The 17,343-nt window shown below is 31.4% G+C and carries 16 protein-coding genes; 14 read left to right on the top strand and 2 right to left on the bottom strand.

The genetic code is table 11. The features are described from left to right. Nucleotides 1–737 (bottom strand): carbohydrate kinase family protein (locus RR430_RS04940; protein WP_332508733.1); only part of this gene is annotated, 737 nt, incomplete at its 3' end. Between the two features lie 65 nt (nucleotides 738–802). Here RR430_RS04940 and ispF point away from each other — a divergent pair. From ispF to RR430_RS04990, 10 genes are all read left to right on the top strand, one after another. Further along, complete coding sequence (ispF, locus tag RR430_RS04945) at nucleotides 803–1,282, top strand: 2-C-methyl-D-erythritol 2,4-cyclodiphosphate synthase (RefSeq protein ID WP_332487634.1); 480 nt, start codon at nucleotides 803–805, stop codon at nucleotides 1,280–1,282. 10 nt (nucleotides 1,283–1,292) lie between these two features. Next, nucleotides 1,293–1,967 (top strand): response regulator transcription factor, encoded by a 675-nt coding sequence (locus tag RR430_RS04950; RefSeq protein WP_332487635.1) that lies wholly within the window; start codon nucleotides 1,293–1,295, stop codon nucleotides 1,965–1,967. Between the two features lies 1 nt (nucleotide 1,968). Continuing rightward, nucleotides 1,969–2,946, top strand: a complete 978-nt coding sequence (locus RR430_RS04955) for a sensor histidine kinase (RefSeq protein ID WP_332487637.1) — start codon at nucleotides 1,969–1,971, stop codon at nucleotides 2,944–2,946. Between the two features lie 84 nt (nucleotides 2,947–3,030). Next, complete coding sequence (locus RR430_RS04960; RefSeq protein ID WP_332487638.1) at nucleotides 3,031–3,798, top strand: ABC transporter ATP-binding protein; 768 nt, start codon at nucleotides 3,031–3,033, stop codon at nucleotides 3,796–3,798. Beyond that, entirely contained in the window at nucleotides 3,791–5,770 is a 1,980-nt protein-coding gene (locus tag RR430_RS04965) for an ABC transporter permease (RefSeq protein WP_332487640.1), read from the top strand. The genes RR430_RS04960 and RR430_RS04965 overlap by 8 nt, the downstream gene beginning before the upstream one ends. 178 nt (nucleotides 5,771–5,948) lie before the next feature. Further along, nucleotides 5,949–7,964: a hypothetical protein gene (locus RR430_RS04970; RefSeq protein WP_332487641.1), complete on the top strand. Its 2,016-nt coding sequence runs from the start codon at nucleotides 5,949–5,951 to the stop codon at nucleotides 7,962–7,964. 368 nt (nucleotides 7,965–8,332) lie between these two features. Next, nucleotides 8,333–9,547: an HD domain-containing protein gene (locus tag RR430_RS04975; protein ID WP_332487642.1), complete on the top strand. Its 1,215-nt coding sequence runs from the start codon at nucleotides 8,333–8,335 to the stop codon at nucleotides 9,545–9,547. Nucleotides 9,548–9,797: 250 nt separating this feature from the next. Further along, nucleotides 9,798–10,175 carry a hypothetical protein gene (locus tag RR430_RS04980; protein ID WP_332487643.1) on the top strand — a complete coding sequence of 126 codons (378 nt, stop codon included), beginning with the start codon at nucleotides 9,798–9,800 and terminating at the stop codon, nucleotides 10,173–10,175. A 108-nt stretch (nucleotides 10,176–10,283) separates the two neighbouring features. After that, entirely contained in the window at nucleotides 10,284–10,622 is a 339-nt protein-coding gene (rpoE, locus tag RR430_RS04985; RefSeq protein ID WP_332487644.1) for a DNA-directed RNA polymerase subunit delta, read from the top strand. 45 nt (nucleotides 10,623–10,667) lie between these two features. Next, nucleotides 10,668–11,309, top strand: coding sequence for an HAD family hydrolase (locus RR430_RS04990; RefSeq protein WP_332487646.1), 642 nt, complete (start codon nucleotides 10,668–10,670; stop codon nucleotides 11,307–11,309). Between the two features lie 12 nt (nucleotides 11,310–11,321). Here RR430_RS04990 and RR430_RS04995 read toward each other — a convergent pair whose 3' ends face one another. Continuing rightward, nucleotides 11,322–12,809, bottom strand: a complete 1,488-nt coding sequence (locus tag RR430_RS04995) for a DUF1846 domain-containing protein (RefSeq protein WP_332487648.1) — start codon at nucleotides 12,807–12,809, stop codon at nucleotides 11,322–11,324. 126 nt (nucleotides 12,810–12,935) lie between these two features. On the opposite strand from RR430_RS04995, the gene fba reads away from it, so the two are divergent. From fba to RR430_RS05015, 4 genes are all read left to right on the top strand, one after another. Further along, nucleotides 12,936–13,802 carry a class II fructose-1,6-bisphosphate aldolase gene (gene fba / locus RR430_RS05000; protein ID WP_332508734.1) on the top strand — a complete coding sequence of 289 codons (867 nt, stop codon included), beginning with the start codon at nucleotides 12,936–12,938 and terminating at the stop codon, nucleotides 13,800–13,802. Between the two features lie 294 nt (nucleotides 13,803–14,096). Further along, nucleotides 14,097–15,281, top strand: coding sequence for an MFS transporter (locus tag RR430_RS05005; protein WP_332488803.1), 1,185 nt, complete (start codon nucleotides 14,097–14,099; stop codon nucleotides 15,279–15,281). Between the two features lie 53 nt (nucleotides 15,282–15,334). Then, nucleotides 15,335–15,982 (top strand): HAD family hydrolase, encoded by a 648-nt coding sequence (locus tag RR430_RS05010; RefSeq protein WP_332488802.1) that lies wholly within the window; start codon nucleotides 15,335–15,337, stop codon nucleotides 15,980–15,982. 35 nt (nucleotides 15,983–16,017) lie between these two features. Beyond that, nucleotides 16,018–17,280, top strand: a complete 1,263-nt coding sequence (locus tag RR430_RS05015) for a UDP-N-acetylglucosamine 1-carboxyvinyltransferase (protein WP_332488800.1) — start codon at nucleotides 16,018–16,020, stop codon at nucleotides 17,278–17,280. The last annotated feature ends 63 nt before the right edge of the window (nucleotides 17,281–17,343 follow it).

Consider the following 17,343-nt stretch of genomic DNA (forward strand, 5'->3'; position numbering starts at 1 on the left):
GCGATACCAATACAATCAGTTAAATCGAAGTTACGTAATAAGCCATATAGTATTCCTGCAAGAAATGCATCGCCAGCTCCAAGGGTATTTAAGGTTGGTACAACATTACAAGGGATAAACACTTTACCTTCAGCTGTTAAACAAGTTGCACCATTTTGAGATGTGATAATAATCCATTGTAGACCTGTAGTGAAATCTACTTTTTCTGGAATAAATTCATCTTCATTTAAAACAATACCGGTAGTGTAAGCAAGTAATGATGTATGTGGCATATGACCGCTTAATATCCAATTACTAGAGGGTGAATTAATCATACAATTGAACAAAAATTTCTCATCTTTTTGATCAGTTACTACATAAGAGTCTCTAAACAAACTATAATCACAATCATCATTCTCATTAAATAGAAAATCACTTGAAATGGTTGATAAGAAGAAATATGTATTCGTAGCTTGGATACTTTGGAATATAGGGGTTGGTTTTTGAATGTATACAGGATGTATTTCAACTCCAGTTAATGATAGATTATCATGGATTTCTTGTGCTAAAACGTCGTTTCCAAGTTTTGTAACAAATATTGGATTTAAATCTAAATAGCCTAAATTAACAGCAACATTATGAATTGAACCGCCATGACCAGTTACAAGTTTACCTTTATTACATTGCTGAGGATGTATTTCATTAGTAGTAAATATCTGATCAATCATCGAAGTTCCAATAAGCAAAATGTTTTTCATAAATTCCACCTCATTTTAAATATGATAACATAACCATGCTATAATAAAAATATGAGGTGATATAAATGGTAAGAATTGGGCAATCAAGTGATATACATCAACTAGTTGAAGGAAGAGATTTAATCTTAGGTGGTGTAAAAATAGAACATAGTAAAGGATTATTGGGGCATAGTGATGCAGATGCATTGCTACATGCTATATCTGAAGCAATATTGGGTGCGTTGGCACTAGGAGATTTAGGTAAACACTTTCCCGATACAGATCCAAAGTACTGTGGTGCTAACTCATTGGATATTTTAGGGGCAGTACATGATATTATGATATCTAAGGGATATAAAATAGGTAATGTAGATTCATTAATTATGATTGAAAAGCCAAAGATGGCTCCACATATTGAACAAATGCGATTGAATATAGCTAAAACACTGATGTGTGAATTAGACCAAATTAGTGTAAAGGCAACACGTGGTGAAAAACTTGGTTTTGTTGGTAGAGAAGAAGGTGTTTTGGCACAAGCTGTAGTTTTATTAGAGAAACTTGGATAAGAGGTAAGCTATGTTTAAAATATTGATAATTGAAGATGATGAAGTAATTACAAAAACATTGTGTAAACAAATAAGTACATGGGGATATGAAGTGAGAAACATTAATGATTTTAATAATGTCTTGGAAGAGTTCAATGAATTTAATCCGCATCTTGTATTAATGGATATAACTTTACCATTTTTTAATGGATATCATTGGTGTAGTCAAATTAGAAAAACATCTAAGGTACCTATAATATTTATATCAAGTGCATCAGATAATATGAACATTATTATGGCAATGAATATGGGTGGTGATGACTTTATTGCTAAACCATTTGATTTGAATGTACTTACAGCTAAAATACAAGCAATGTTACGGCGCTCATATGATTTCACTACTAATCAATCTATATTAGAGGCACATGGCGTTACATTGAATATGAATGATACGTCGTTGATATATGATGGACAAAAAATTGACTTAACGAAAAATGAATTTCGTATCATGTCTACATTAATGGAGAATAAAAATAAATATGTATCACGAGATGAGATGATGCAAGCATTATGGGATACTGATGAGTTTATAGATGATAATACATTAACGGTTAATGTGGCACGGTTACGTAAGAAATTGGAAGAAGTAGGGCTTGATGAATTTATACTTACAAAGAAAGGTATAGGCTATAGAATAAAGGAATAATATGAAAGCGTATTTAAGGGATAAAATAAAAATCGTAGGAATTGTATTAGGATGCCTTTTAATTCAATCAGTTACATTGTTATTATATGGTTACGAATTATCGGTAGTTTGCTATATCCTTTTATTATGTCTTATATTTATTGTTATTGCTTTTCTTGTTGACTATGCATATTTTCGTAAAAAGAAATTACAATTATTAGAATTATCTGGAATGAAAGGTTTAGAAATGTCAGCTTTTCCTAAAACTGTAGATCCATTTGAAAAAGAGTATCAGCATATAATTGAATTGATTATTAAAGAAAAGAATGATCTTGAATATGTATTGAACAATAGTTTAACTGATAGTAATGATTATTTTACTATGTGGGTACATCAAATTAAAACACCAATCTCTGCAATGCGTTTGTTGTTGCAAACAAGTGAACAAGAAGAAAAAGCAGAACTAGAGGACCAATTATTTAAAATTGAACAATATGTAGATATGGTTTTACAATATATTAGAATGAAAGAATCTAATCGTGATTTTGTATTTGAAACACAAAATTGTGATGAAATAATAAAACAAGCTGTTAGAAAATATTCTAAGTCTTTCATACGTAAGAAAATCACATTAATTTATGAGCCAGTTAATATTTCAACTGTAACAGATGAAAAGTGGTTAAGTTTTGTGATTGAACAAATATTGTCTAATGCACTGAAATATACTTCTGAAGGTGGTACTATCACAATTACGCATGAGTGGAATATATTAGTTATTAAAGATACGGGAATTGGTATTGCAACTGAAGATATATCACGAATATTTGAAAAAGGATTTACTGGTTATAATGGGCGTACCGATAAAAAGTCTACAGGAATAGGACTATACTTGTGCAAAACAGTTTGTGATAAGTTAGGGCATACAATAAAGATTGAGTCATCGGTTAAGGAAGGCACAGTAGTAAAAATAGGATTAGATTCATACCTTACAAAACAGTAAGATAAAGATGGGATTTTGTAAGCCAAAGTTAAGGTATAGAAATCTCGTTTTTCTTATGATGTATATGTCAGGAGGAACAAGAATATGAAAATATTAGAAGTTAGCAATCTTAAAAAAATCTACTCATCTCGTTTTGGAGGGAATAGTGTTCAAGCATTATCCAATGTATCTTTTACTGTTGAGCAAGGTGAATATGTAGCAATTATGGGTGAGTCTGGTTCAGGTAAGACAACATTATTAAATATACTTGCAGCATTAGATAAACCTACATCAGGGGAAGTATTATTAGCTGGTAAAAGCTTAGTAAAAATAAAAGAAAAAGAAATGTCAGCATTTCGTAGAAATAATTTAGGGTTTGTATTCCAAGATTTTAATCTGTTAGATACATTCTCTAATAAAGATAATATATTTTTGCCATTAGTTTTATCAGGTAAAAAATATGATGAAATGTTAGAAGCTTTAAAACCAATCGCAAAACAATTAGGTATTACAGATATACTTAATAAATATCCATATGAAATATCAGGTGGACAAAAGCAACGCATTGCTGTTGCGCGTGCATTAGTAACAAATCCTAAAATTGTATTAGCAGATGAACCTACTGGTGCATTAGATTCTAGAGCTACAGACCATTTGTTACAAATTTTTAATGATATTAATCAATTGGGACAAACTATCTTAATGGTTACACATAGTATTAAAGCAGCAAGTCATGCAACACGTGTACTTTTCATTAAAGATGGTGAAGTATTCCATCAGTTATATAAGGGTAATATGACAAATGATCAAATGTATCAAAAGATATCAGAAACATTAACGGTAATAACAACAGGTGGTGAAAGAAATGCGTAAGTCGCTTTATCTTTCATTAGCAATTCAAAATATAAAGAAAAATTATCGTACTGTTATTCCGTATCTTTGTACATGTGTTATTACAATTATGATGTTTTCTATCCTTGAAACACTTCGTACATCACAACTAGTTATAAATGGTGTTGGTGGTTCAACGATGACAGTTATTCTCTTATTAGGTAGAGTTGTTGTGGGGGCTTTCTCAATATTATTTATCTTTTATACAAATAGTTTTTTAACTAAAAAAAGAATGAAAGAGTTTGGTGTATATAACGTTTTAGGATTGGAGAAGAAGCATATTATTCTTATTCAAACATATGAAACTGTTATTCTAAGTGGTATTTCTCTTGTTTTAGGTATATTTTTAGGCTTAGCATTTAGTAAAATATCAGAATTATTTTTATTTAGTCTTATTGGTATTGATGCGGCAAAAGATTTTACTGTCTCAATATCATCGATAATATCAACTACACTTGTTTATTCTACGATATTCTTCTTTGTATTATTAAATATAATTAGAATGATTATTAAATCAAATCCAATTGAATTAATTCGCCAAGATACTGCTGGGGAAAAAGAACCAAAAGCAAATTGGTTAGTGGCATTAATAGGATTCATTACTTTGGGTTCAGGGTATTACTTATCACAATACATTAGTGATCCCGTCTCAGCTATTGCATTCTTTTTTGTGGCAGTAATATTAGTTATAATTGGTACATTCTGTTTATTTACATCAGGAAGTATAGTCATCTTAAAGGCATTGAGAAGAAATAAGAATTTTTATTACAAAACTAAAAACTTTACAGCTGTTTCAGGTATGATTTATCGTATGAAACGTAATGCTGCTGGTTTAGCAAATATATGTATTCTTAGTACTTGTGTATTAGTTATGATATCTACAACATTTTCACTTTACTTTAATATTGAGGACCTTGTTAACAATAGGTTTCTAAAAAATATTACAGTAGAGGCAAAGACGGTATCAAGTGAAGATGTAGTTATTGAAACTGATCAACTAATTAATGATGTTTTAAATCAAAATCAACTTGTTGTTAAAGATTTAAGTAACTATAAATATTCAGAATATCATTTCTCTAAAATTAATAATCAATTAGTAAAATATGTTAGTGATCAACCAATGTTTACTGATAGTACTCCAGTTATTGTAATGAGTATTGCACAATCAGAATATAATCGATTAACTGGTGAAAATGTAAATCTTGCGGATGATGAATTATTGATGATAAAAAATAATTACTTTAAGGGTGATACATTACATGTGAATGACATTAACTATAAAGTTAATCTGATAGAGGATGATAATAAAATATTTGATACGTATGGATATTATGCAACAGATATCTATGTAGTAATTACAAATGATACAGATTCATTTTATAGAAATAGTGAAACAAGCTATTCAGTGACAAGATATCTATGCATGTTTAATGTAAATGTAGATGATGAAAATCAAGAACGTATTGCAAAAGAGATTTTCGAACAGGGAAGAAGTGACATTTACCAAAGTACATATACAGTACAAAGTAAAGCAGAAAATAAGGCAGTATTTATGGAATTATATGGGGTATTGTTATTTATTGGTATATTCCTAAGTATATTATTCCTAATTGCAACGGTATTAATTATTTACTATAAGCAAATTACAGAAGGTTATGAAGATGTACGTCGTTTTGATATCATGAAGAAAGTTGGTATGAGTCAAAAAGAAGTAGCTTCGTCGATACGTAGGCAAGTATTGATGGTATTCTTTATCCCAATTATTATGGCTACTATTCATATCGCATTTGCATTTAAGATGATCGCGTTAATGGTGGGTGCATTAAGTATGAATAACACAACTTTATTTGCGATTTGTACAGTTATTACTGTATTAGTATTTACGATAGTTTACGCAATAGTTTATGCATTAACTTCAAGAACATATAATCATATCGTTAATCCAAAGAATTAAAATTAATAAGAACACTTAGTTTATCATAAATCAGGTGTTCTTTTTTTGGAATAAAAGACTAGTAAAATGGCTTATTTCATATAAAAATTATTTTTATGAGCATTTTATAGTTATCTAACCGTGATATAACCTAATAGGTACAAACTGGTAATGTAATAAGAAACAGGAGAATAAGCCGATGAAGAATAGAAAATCAAACATAGTATCTAAATTATTATCTATTACATTATCATTTGGTATGGTAGCTAGTATCATTTTACCAGTAGCAGCAGAAGATGAAATTATAATTGAACAAAATGATGCGGAACTAATTGCTAATACAAATGACATAGTAGAAGAAACACCTGTTACAGATATAATAAATGAGGTAGTAAGTATTGAAATAAAAGATGATTCTATAGTATCTGAAGTGAGCGAGGATGTTGAAGAAATAGTTACTGTGGCAAATAGTAATAATGAAAACGTTCTAATTGATAACAATGAAAATGCAGTTATGTTCATGATGATGAATAACAATCAACAGTCTATTGATGTTAAGTTTGATATAGATATTAATAAAGGAACAACTCAAGATATAACATTGTTTAATGGACAAGCAAATGATAAATTCAATCAAGTTGTACAAGTAGTACCAAATGTCAATGCAATCAATAATTATGAATTTATTGGCTGGATGTATAACAATACAATGTATAATTCTAATGTTGAATTAATAAATGCAATTGGAGATACTGAATTAACAAGTTCTATTAATATTACAGCGGTATTTAAAGAGAATTTAAAAACAACGTTAAAATTTGTGGTACCTGGTCAAAGTACTGGAGTATCATTCGATGTAAATGGTGATTTAGAATACAGTTGTAATGTTGAAGTAGGAAACAAAGTAAGTTTAAGCAGTGTATTGAATGGCAATTCGATACCCACGATTACTGTTAATGATCCAAGTGGGAAATTAAAATATCGTGGGTGGAGAGTAGAGTATTACAAACCCTTAATGACGACAGAAGAACTTGAGGTTTATTTAAGAAATAATATGATTAATGCTGGAGATACTAAAGAAATTAAAGTGGGATTCTATAGTGATGATGATTATAGCGGTATTAAAATCATAGCGGGTGAGAATGGATCGTTTGAAAACACAACAGAAGAAACATTATTTTCTGGTATGTATATTGGTAAATATGAAGCGCAAAATGTCTCGACAATAATGGCAAAATCTGGATATCCTACTCCAAAAGGTGATGCAAATTATGAGTTTGATTATTGGACGGCAGAAGATTTGGCAGGAAAGCAAATTGGAACATATTCCACTAATAGTTTGTTAGTAAGTGAATTTGGTAGAAATATTGTGGGCTATCATGGGGGCTATGTTTTAAAAGCTAATTTTAAACAAGTAGCGTTTGATGTAAATATTACATTTGATATTGATGGTAATGGTTTACTGAACCAACAAGAAAAATCAATTTTATATAATAAGAATACAAATTTTGGAAATGAAATAACTATAGTAGAAGTACTTAATAGTAATGCGATACCAACTCCTAATGCTAAAAATGGTAATGAATTTACAGGTTGGCGTATAAATAATTCTTCAAATTTATTAAATACAAGTGAAGTAGAACAATGGGTGAATACAACAAAAGCAGCTAATAATACTAGTCACACTATTACAGCGGTATTTAATCAAAGTGCAGCGGTTGTACCAGTTCCTTCTAATCCCCCAGGAAATAATTCGAAAATTGATTACGTTGAACCAGTGGAAGCTGTTGTTGTACCAGCGGTAGCTAATCCAGTAGTTCAAACACCAGAAGATGAAGTTATAATTCCAGAGGAAATAACACCTGAATCATTACCCACAATAAATGATGAAATAATTATTGATGAAGAAACACCACTAGTTCTTAAAAATACTACTTGGGGATTGGTAGATTTAATTCTAATGATTCTAACAATATGTTTAGGGTTGATATGTATGTTGAGGAAAAATAATAAAATTGGTTGTAAGGTAATTTCTTTAATTACCCTATTTACTTCAGTTGTATTATTCTTTGCGACACAAGATTTAGGCGGCTCAATGATTTTGGTTAGTAATAGTACGATTGCAATGGTAATCATTGTATTTGTACAAATGATAATTTTAGGTTTAGCTAATTTAAAGGAAGGCCAATTCAAAAAACAAGAATTAGTTAAATAGTATTTAAAAACGCTAAAATTATGAAAGTTTATAAATTAATAAGATCACTCAAAAGTAGACAACAAAACAAATAAAACGTTGACTATGGAAGGAGTGATCTTTTCTTGTGGGTTATCGTTATCGCATAACTTAGTAACAAGTTCACTTACACGAAATTAAATTATTTCAACAAATAGGATGTACGATGTAAGGAATTTTAGATAGAAATAAATTCAAAAACAAATACAAGAATTAAAATAAACAAATTAATAGTATTTGAAATAATGATGATGAGGGTTAATAGAGGTACAAATATCAATTTGTTAATAAGTAAGTCTTTGCTTATTTATGAGTAAATAGTGTAAAATGTTGATAATGGAGGATTTCTCATGTTTAAAAAGTTAGATGAAATTAAAGTGTTAAGAGATCCAATTCATGGCTATATTCATGTTGAATATGATGTTATATGGAAATGTATCAATAGCCGTGAATTTCAAAGACTACGTCGTATTAAACAATTAGGGGCATCGTATATGGTTTATCATACGGCAGAACATTCACGTTTTGCACATTCTTTAGGAGTGTATGAAATTGTAAGAAGAATGATCGTTGAGAATAATGATATTGGTTCAACAATATCAGAAAAAGATGCGATTGCAGTTATGCTTGCTGGTTTATTACATGATATAGGACATGGACCATTTAGTCATGCTTTTGAATCGATTTGTCAAACACATCATGAAGAATTTACTGAACGCATCATACTAGAGGATACAGAAGTTCATAGAATAATTGAAAAGACACAAGCTGGTTTATCGAAATCAGTCGCAAGTATTATTAACCATACACATAAAAATGGATTGTTGACACAAATGATTAGTGGACAATTGGATGCGGATCGTATGGATTATTTATTGCGGGATGCATATTTTACAGGCACAAAGTATGGAGAATTTGACTTGGAGAGAGTGTTGCGTACGATACGTGTACGTGATGGAATAATGGTTGTTAAAGAGACAGGTATTCACACAATAGAAGATTACATCATGGCTCGTTATCACATGTATTGGCAAGTATATTATCATCCAACTGCACGTAGTTATGAAATCATACTTTCAAAATTATTTGAAAGATTAAGAGATTGTGAAAAGGAAAATTCCAAGGTATTAAAAGAAGTTACGATGTTTAATGCATTTATACGTAATAAGGATATAAGTGTAAATGATCATTACTTAATGGATGAGACAACTTGTTTCTACGGTTTTAGTTTATTGCTTGAGTCAAAGGATGAAATTTTAAAAGATTTATCATATCGATTACTAACGAGAAATTTATTTAAATATGTTGATATCACAAATGATAAAATGAAAGAAACTAAAAAGAATCAACTTATTAAAAAGGGTTATGATATACGTTATTACTTTCATGTTGATAAAGTTGAGCAAAGGCCTTATCAACCCTATAAAGGAGATGACTTATCTGCTATATGGATTGTTATGAACAATGGAAGTATTAAGGAATTATCAGAAGCTAGTGATATCGTTCATTCACTGGTACATGGTGAAAATAAAAATGAAGAGAAAATGTTCTATCCAGTTGGGTAGGATATTTTTTCTTATAGGGGTATATGTTGCGTTTTTAGGCGTTCTAAGAGTTGTTTGAGAATGGTGTATAAATATTAGTTTTAACTGGTTTAAACGAATGTGAATTAATTATGTGGCTTACAGTGATAATCTAGCGATAAATCTATTCTTTTAATAACGTTAGTAGATGTAATTTGAATGTATATTACTTTTTAGATAGTTCTTCTTGACACAATTCGTAGGATAAGTATAATCAATGCAGGTGATGATTATGGAACTATCACAAGTGTACTGTACACTTTATCAAATGGATTGTCTTGAGAATAAAACATCGATTTTGTATAAAGGAGTTGCGATGAGTAAATCTGGGTATTTATCATATAGCGATGACTTAGGTAAACAAGAGTTTTTTTATGATGAGAATACAATGCGAATTTATAGAAATGCTGATGTACAAACTGAGGTGTTTCTAAATAAGCATAAAATGGATAAGGCAACAGTTAAAAGTGAGTATGGTACTTTAACGTTTGATACAAAAGTAAATTATTTTGATGTACATTTAGACTCTTGGGTGATAGAATATTCTATCTATTCAGGTGAAACATGTTCGATTCACACTAGGATAGAATGTAGTATTTTAAAAAATTAATAAATGATAGGTGAAATGTGTTGACATATACTGAAAATATGTTTTAATAACACATGAAAACTAATGAATATACTAGATTTAATTGATAGAGTATAGGAGGAATATAACTTGACATACCAATCAATGACTGATGTAGCACATAATGTTTTAACAAAAAGAAAAAAGGGTGTAGAGTTTAATAAATTGTGGTCTGAAGTATCAGATACACTTGGCTTTGACACAACAGTACAACAAAGAAAAATTGCACAATTTTACACAGAACTTATGTTAGATACTCGTTTTGCTTCTTTGGAAGATAATAAATGGGATTTACGTTCTCGCCATTTATATAATGAAATTCATGTAGGAGTAGATCCAATCGATGATGAAGATTTCGATGATGAATTTGAAGATATGGATGATGAAGAATCAGAAGGTAAAAGAGATTTAAACGATGATGATTACTAGGCAGAAATTCTGCCTTTTAATTTACTTAATAGAGGAGGAATCAATATGAAAATGATGATTTGGGATTGGAATGGAACATTATTAGATGATGCAGAATGTTGTTTTAATATTTTGAATAATTTGTGTCGAGCACGTGGTTTAAAATGTTTAGATACAGTAGATGATTATCGTAGAATATTTGGTTTTCCTGTTAGTAAAATTTATGAGCAAATAGGAATTGATTTTTCTAAGGAATCATTTGAGGAAATATCGGTAGAGTATACAACTCAATATGAGGATACATATCACAACTATGGTTTGCATGAACATAGTTTGGATTTGTTAAAAAAGAATAAAGATGAAGGAATAATTAATATACTTCTGTCTGCATCACAAATTGATATATTGAAGAAACAAGCTGAAGTATATAAATGTGATATATACTTTGATGAAATATTAGGTTTAGATAATATTTATGCACAATCAAAAGTTGAACTTGCTAAAGAGTTTATTAATAATACACATATATCAGCAGATGATGTTGTGTGGATTGGTGATAGTGTTCATGATTATGAGTGTGCTAAGGAGTGTGGAACTCATTGTATTTTAGTTGCTCAAGGACATCAACCAAAGAGCTTGCTTGAAACAACGGATGCAATTGTTGTGGATAATTTAGTAGAGGCGATAAAAAGAAGTCGAGAAATTTAATTCTCGGCTTCTTTATTTATGATATAAACGTTTTGTATTGTAGATAGGTTCTTGTGTTAGGTTAAGCCCCAACTTTTTAAATGTTGATACATCGATTTCGGCTAATATAACCGATGAGTGAGCCTCACAACATTGTAATTTTTTGAGTTGCTCAAGAGCCTTTCTTGTGACGGGATTATTAATAGCGGTAATTGATAGTGCAATTAATATTTCATCAACATGAAGTCTTGGGTTACGATTACCTAAGAATTCTGTTTTAAGTTTTTGTACAGGTTCAATTACTTCTCTTGCGATAAGGTGAACATCATCAGCAATACCTGCAGATATTTTTAGGGCATTTAATAAACATGCGCTAGATGCTCCTAATAATGGGGATGTTTTACCTGTGACAATAGTTCCATCTTCAAGCTCAATTGAAACAGCAGGTCCTTCCGTAAAAGCAGCTTTATCAAGTGCTGCTTTTACTACAGGTCTAACTTCAGTAGCTGTAATACCTGCTTTATTCATGATTAGTTCAATCTTAGATACAGTTTCTTCGGTACCGCGATCTTTTCTAAAGTCTACTAAAGCGTTGTAGTATCTTCTAACAATTTCTTCAAAGCTGGCTTTGTAAGCAGCTTCATTATCAATAATACAACTACCAACCATATTAACACCCATATCAGTAGGTGATTTATAAGGAGAGTCGCCTTGAATTTTTTCGAATAAAGTATTTAGTACAGGGAAAACTTCTACATCACGGTTATAATTGATTGCTTGAACACCATATGCATCTAAATGAAATGGATCAATCATATTTATGTCATTTAAATCTGCAGTAGCAGCTTCATAAGCTAAATTAACAGGGTGTTTTAGTGGAATATTCCAAATAGGGAATGTTTCAAACTTAGCATATCCTGATTTAATGTTTCTTTTTGAATCATGATATAACTGTGATAAACATACTGCCATTTTACCAGAACCAGGTCCTGGAGCTGTTACAACAACTAATTCTCTTTCAGTTTCAATATAGTCATTTAAACCGTATCCTTCATCGGATACAATGTGACTAACATTAGCCGGGTATCCTTGAATTGGATAGTGTAAGGCTACTTTAATGCCTAATCCCTCTAATTTCTTTTTGAATTGATCGGCTGCAGGTTGTTTAGCATAGTGAGTAATAACTACACTTCCTACAAGAAAATCAATACTTCTAAATGCATCAATTAAACGAAGACAGTCAAGATCATACGTGATACCTAAATCACTACGCACCTTGTTTTTCTCAATGTCATTCGCGCTTATTACAATAATTAGCTCTACTTTGTCTTTCATTTCTTCGAGCATTTTAACTTTACTGTCTGGCATAAATCCAGGTAATACGCGAGCTGCATGGAAATCATCGAATAGTTTGCCGCCAAATTCTAGATAAAGCTTGCCACCAAATTGGGCAATTCGTTCCTCGATGTACTTTGATTGCATCGAGATATACTTGTCATTATCAAAAGCAATTTTTTTCATAATAACCTCCATTCAAACCTTTACCATTATAACAAAACATAGACACTTATTCTATATAAATTACTTTCAATTTACCACTTTATGGTATAGAATAAAAGTGTTATAAAAATAGGAGGAAAATTTAATATGGTATTAGTATCAGCAACAGAAATGATTAAAAAGGCACATGAAGGCCATTACGCAGTTGGAGCATTCAACATCAACAACCTAGAATGGACTAAAGCAGTTCTTGCAGCAGCTGAAGAAGCAAAATCTCCAGTTATGTTAGGTGTATCTGAAGGTGCAGGAAAATATATGGCTGGTTACAAAACAGTTGTAGCAATGGTTAAAGAAGTACATGATTTCATGGGAATTACAGTTCCAGTTGCAATTCACTTAGACCATGGTTCATATGAAGGAGCTAAAGATGCTATCGCAGCAGGCTTTACTTCTGTAATGTTTGATGGTTCACATTATGGTTTCGAAGAAAACTTAGAAAAATCAAAAGAAATCATTGAACTTGCTCATTCAAAAGGAATTTCAGTTGAATGTGAAGTTGGTTCAATTGGTGGAGAAGAAGATGGTGTTGTAGGTATGGGTGAATTCGCAGATCCTCAAGAATGTGCTACTATCGCTAATTTAGGTGTAGACTTCTTAGCAGCAGGTATCGGAAATATCCATGGTAAATATCCAGCTAACTGGGCAGGTTTAAACTTTGATGTTCTTGGAAAAATCCAAGATGCTACAAATGGTAAACCACTTGTATTACATGGTGGTTCAGGAATCCCAGCTGATCAAATCGCTAAAGCAATCTCATTAGGAGTTTCTAAAATCAATGTTAATACAGAACTTCAATTAGAATTTGCTGCTGCTACTCGTGATTATATCGTTGCAGGTAAAGACCAAGAAGGTAAAGGTTACGATCCTCGTAAACTACTAGCTCCAGGTGCTAAAGCAATCCAAGCTAAAGTTACTGCTATGATGAATCAATTCGGTTCAGCAAACAAAGCTTAATAATTTCAAATGTAGAACTCGAAGAAATTCGAGTTTTTTCTTTTCTTCTATGATAAAATAGAACTAGAAAAGAGGATGCATGATGAAACTTCGTATACGTCTTTGCAAAATTAGTCCGCGAATTAGCTCTGTACAAAATGGGTCGATGAAACATTGTGCAGAGCTAGAATAGGTTCATCGAGTACTATTAAAACAGACTCTTGTATGGGTTGATTTTGTAGTAGCTCGAAACTTCATTTTAAAATAGCGATGGACAATTGTTCATCGTTTTAATATGGAGAAATGGAGAAATATATGGAAAACAATTGGAAAAAAAATACAGTGCGCTTTTTAAGTGCACAAACTATATCATTATTTGGATCATCACTTGTGCAATATGCCATTATTTGGTATATCACTTTAACAACATCATCGGGATTGATGTTAACTATATCAACAATATGTGGAATATTGCCTCAAGTAGTAACGTCACTATTTGCAGGATCACTGATTGACACTTATGATCGTAAAAAAATAATTATGATTGCCGATACTTGCATAGCAGTTGCGACACTATTTTTAGCGTTTATGTTTTTGTTAGGGTATAAAAATATAAGTTTATTGTTCGTAGTGCTAATTATTAGATCGGCTGGAACAGGAGTACAAACACCAGCAGTAAATGCAATTATGCCACAAATCGTTCCACAAGATAAATTAATGCGAATTAATGGAATATTAAGTACATGTAATTCGATTATGTTGTTTTTATCACCGGCAATAAGTGGAGCAATATTAGGAGTGTTTTCATTAGAACTGACTTTGTTTATTGATTGTGCTACAGCGATAATAGGTGTAGGGATTACATCAACGATTAAAATGAATACGCATATAGAAAAAGTAAATAATACTATGATGGAAACATTAAAAGAAGGTTTTAGTTACGTTAAACATAACAAATTTGTGTTGTATTTATTAATATTTCAAATGGTATCTATGTTCCTAATTAGTCCTTCTGCTTTTCTTACACCATTAATGATAGCTAGAAGATTTGGACCAGAAGTATGGCGATTAACGTTTGGTGAGATGACTTATAGCCTTGGAATGGTATTAGGAGGAATCTTAATTACATCTTGGGGCGGATTTAAAAATCGCTTAAATACATCTTTAGTAGCAGGAACTTTATATGGTTGTTTAATGATTGGATTAGGACTAGCGCCATGGTTTAGTCTGTATTTAGTATTTAATGTGCTTATTGGTGTAGTGAGTCCTTGTTACAATGCTCCAATTACAGTAAGTATTCAAGAAAGAGTTGAATCATCCATGCAAGGAAGAGTATTTAGTTTTATGCAAATTACTACTTCTTGCATGCTCCCTTTAGGAATGGTATTATTTGGTCCTTTGGCTGATCGAATATCGGTTGAACTAATTTTAATTGTTACTGGAATATTAGCGGTATTAGCTGCGGTAATATTTCATTTTAGTAAGATACTAAAGCACTAAATATAGTTTAAATTCTATGGTATACTTTAGCCATGATATTAGGAGGAAATGGAATGAAGGCTGTTTTATTTGATATGGATGGAGTATTAATTAACTCTGAAAGATTCTATATGGATGGTACGTTGAATTGGATGAGGGAATTAGGATATACAGGCACATATGACGAAATTTGTACAATAATAGGAACAACTATGCAAGTTACTTATGAGATGCTTGTAGAGATGTTAGACAATCGTTATACCATTGATGAAATAACAGTAGTAAATGAAAAGTACTTTGATATTGATCATCCTTTAGATTATTCAACAATTGCGAAACCAGGAGCAATTGATTTATTAAAGCGTTGCAAAGAACTAAATCTTAAAGTAGCTTTATGCTCATCGTCATCAATTGATAGTATTAATAAGGCGGTAGATGGTTGTGGGTTTAGACCTTATTTGGATTTTATTGTGAGTGGGGAGCAGTTTAAAGAGAGTAAACCTAATCCGGAGATATATAACCATGCATCACTTGTTTTGGAAGTAGAATCTAAGGATTGTGTAGTGGTGGAAGATTCACAATATGGGATAGAAGCGGGTAAGGCAGCACTGATGACAGTAATTGCATTAAAAGATGAATGTATACCTAACAAACAGGATGAAGCAGACTATATAGTAAGTCATCTAAATGAAGCAAAGGAACTCATTGAGAAGTGGGTTTAGAAATGGTACAATAACTGCGGAATGCGAGGAATAATATGGAACAAGTAATAAAAATCGAAGGTGGACATTTATTAAATGGTGAGGTTAGAATCAGTGGTTCTAAGAATGCAACTGTAGCATTAATCCCTGCAGCTATTCTAGCAACTGGTCCTGTTACTATTGTAGGAGTTCCTAATATATCAGATGTTGAATCGTTATCAGTGCTATTAAATGAATTAAACGTAAATGTAATTCATAAAGCACAAGATCATATAATTATTGATCCTAGTAAAATGGTGAATAAGGCTTTAGATCATCGTGCTGTTACTAAGTTAAGAGCTTCTTATTATTTTATGGGAGCATTACTAGGTAAATATGGTGAAGTAAAAATGAAAATGCCGGGAGGATGTTACTTAGGACCTCGTCCAATTGATTTGCACCTTAAAGGATTTGAAGCATTAGGTGCAACGATTGATTATGTTGAAGGTAGTTATTATATAAAAGCAAAAGAACTAGTAGGAGCTAAAATATTCTTAGATGTTTCTTCAGTTGGGGCAACTATTAATATCATGATGGCAGCTGTTTACGCTAAGGGTAGAACTGTCATTGAGAATGCAGCAAAAGAACCTGAAATTATTGATGTTGCGACATTGTTAAATAAAATGGGAGCACAAGTTCGTGGAGCAGGGACTAATGTAATTACTATTGATGGGGTTACAGAATTAGGTGGATGTTTCCATGAAATTATTCCTGATCGTATTGAAGCTGGAACATTTATTATAATGGCAGCAGCTGCAGCTGAGAAAATGAAAATATCAAATATTATCCCACAACACTTAGAGAGTTTATTATCGAAGTTACAAGAGATGGGTGTAAAGATGGAAGTAGATGTTGATTGCGTTACTGTGGAAAGATCAACTAATTTAAAGTCTGTTGATATTAAAACATTGCCATATCCTGGTTTTGCTACTGATCTTCAACAGCCATTAACAGCATTACTAACTCAAACAAATGGTGATTCAACAGTAAAAGATACAATTTATCCAGAACGTTTTAAACACTGTACTGAATTACAACGTATGGGTGCTGAGATTGAAGTAGGACAAGGGCTAAGTGTTACTCATGGACCTACAAAACTGTATGGTGATAATGTAACTGCAACTGATTTAAGATGTGGAGCAAGTTTAGTAATAGCAGGGCTAATTGCTGAGGGTGTTACTGAGATTCATGATGTTAATCATATTGATCGTGGTTATGATGATTTAGATGGTAAATTAAAGAAACTAGGCGCAACAATTTGGCGTGAAGACATTGAGTAGATCGAAAGAGGGTAACCAAATAATTTTGGGGTCTGCCTAAAAAAATCTGGGGTCTAATCTAAA

The organism is Anaerorhabdus sp., assembly GCF_036641015.1.
Lineage (GTDB): Bacteria > Bacillota_I > Bacilli_A > Erysipelotrichales > Erysipelotrichaceae > Anaerorhabdus.

Bases quoted from the DNA above. Each gene is read 5' to 3' on its own strand.
- ispF (WP_332487634.1), top strand. From the start codon at position 803: ATGGTAAGAATTGGGCAATCAAGTGATATACATCAACTAGTTGAAGGA.
- RR430_RS04950 (WP_332487635.1), top strand. From the start codon at position 1,293: ATGTTTAAAATATTGATAATTGAAGATGATGAAGTAATTACAAAAACA.
- RR430_RS04955 (WP_332487637.1), top strand. From the start codon at position 1,969: ATGAAAGCGTATTTAAGGGATAAAATAAAAATCGTAGGAATTGTATTA.
- RR430_RS04960 (WP_332487638.1), top strand. From the start codon at position 3,031: ATGAAAATATTAGAAGTTAGCAATCTTAAAAAAATCTACTCATCTCGT.
- RR430_RS04965 (WP_332487640.1), top strand. From the start codon at position 3,791: ATGCGTAAGTCGCTTTATCTTTCATTAGCAATTCAAAATATAAAGAAA.
- RR430_RS04970 (WP_332487641.1), top strand. From the start codon at position 5,949: ATGAAGAATAGAAAATCAAACATAGTATCTAAATTATTATCTATTACA.
- RR430_RS04975 (WP_332487642.1), top strand. From the start codon at position 8,333: ATGTTTAAAAAGTTAGATGAAATTAAAGTGTTAAGAGATCCAATTCAT.
- RR430_RS04980 (WP_332487643.1), top strand. From the start codon at position 9,798: ATGGAACTATCACAAGTGTACTGTACACTTTATCAAATGGATTGTCTT.
- RR430_RS04990 (WP_332487646.1), top strand. From the start codon at position 10,668: ATGAAAATGATGATTTGGGATTGGAATGGAACATTATTAGATGATGCA.
- RR430_RS04995 (WP_332487648.1), bottom strand. From the start codon at position 12,809: ATGAAAAAAATTGCTTTTGATAATGACAAGTATATCTCGATGCAATCA.
- fba (WP_332508734.1), top strand. From the start codon at position 12,936: ATGGTATTAGTATCAGCAACAGAAATGATTAAAAAGGCACATGAAGGC.
- RR430_RS05005 (WP_332488803.1), top strand. From the start codon at position 14,097: ATGGAAAACAATTGGAAAAAAAATACAGTGCGCTTTTTAAGTGCACAA.
- RR430_RS05010 (WP_332488802.1), top strand. From the start codon at position 15,335: ATGAAGGCTGTTTTATTTGATATGGATGGAGTATTAATTAACTCTGAA.
- RR430_RS05015 (WP_332488800.1), top strand. From the start codon at position 16,018: ATGGAACAAGTAATAAAAATCGAAGGTGGACATTTATTAAATGGTGAG.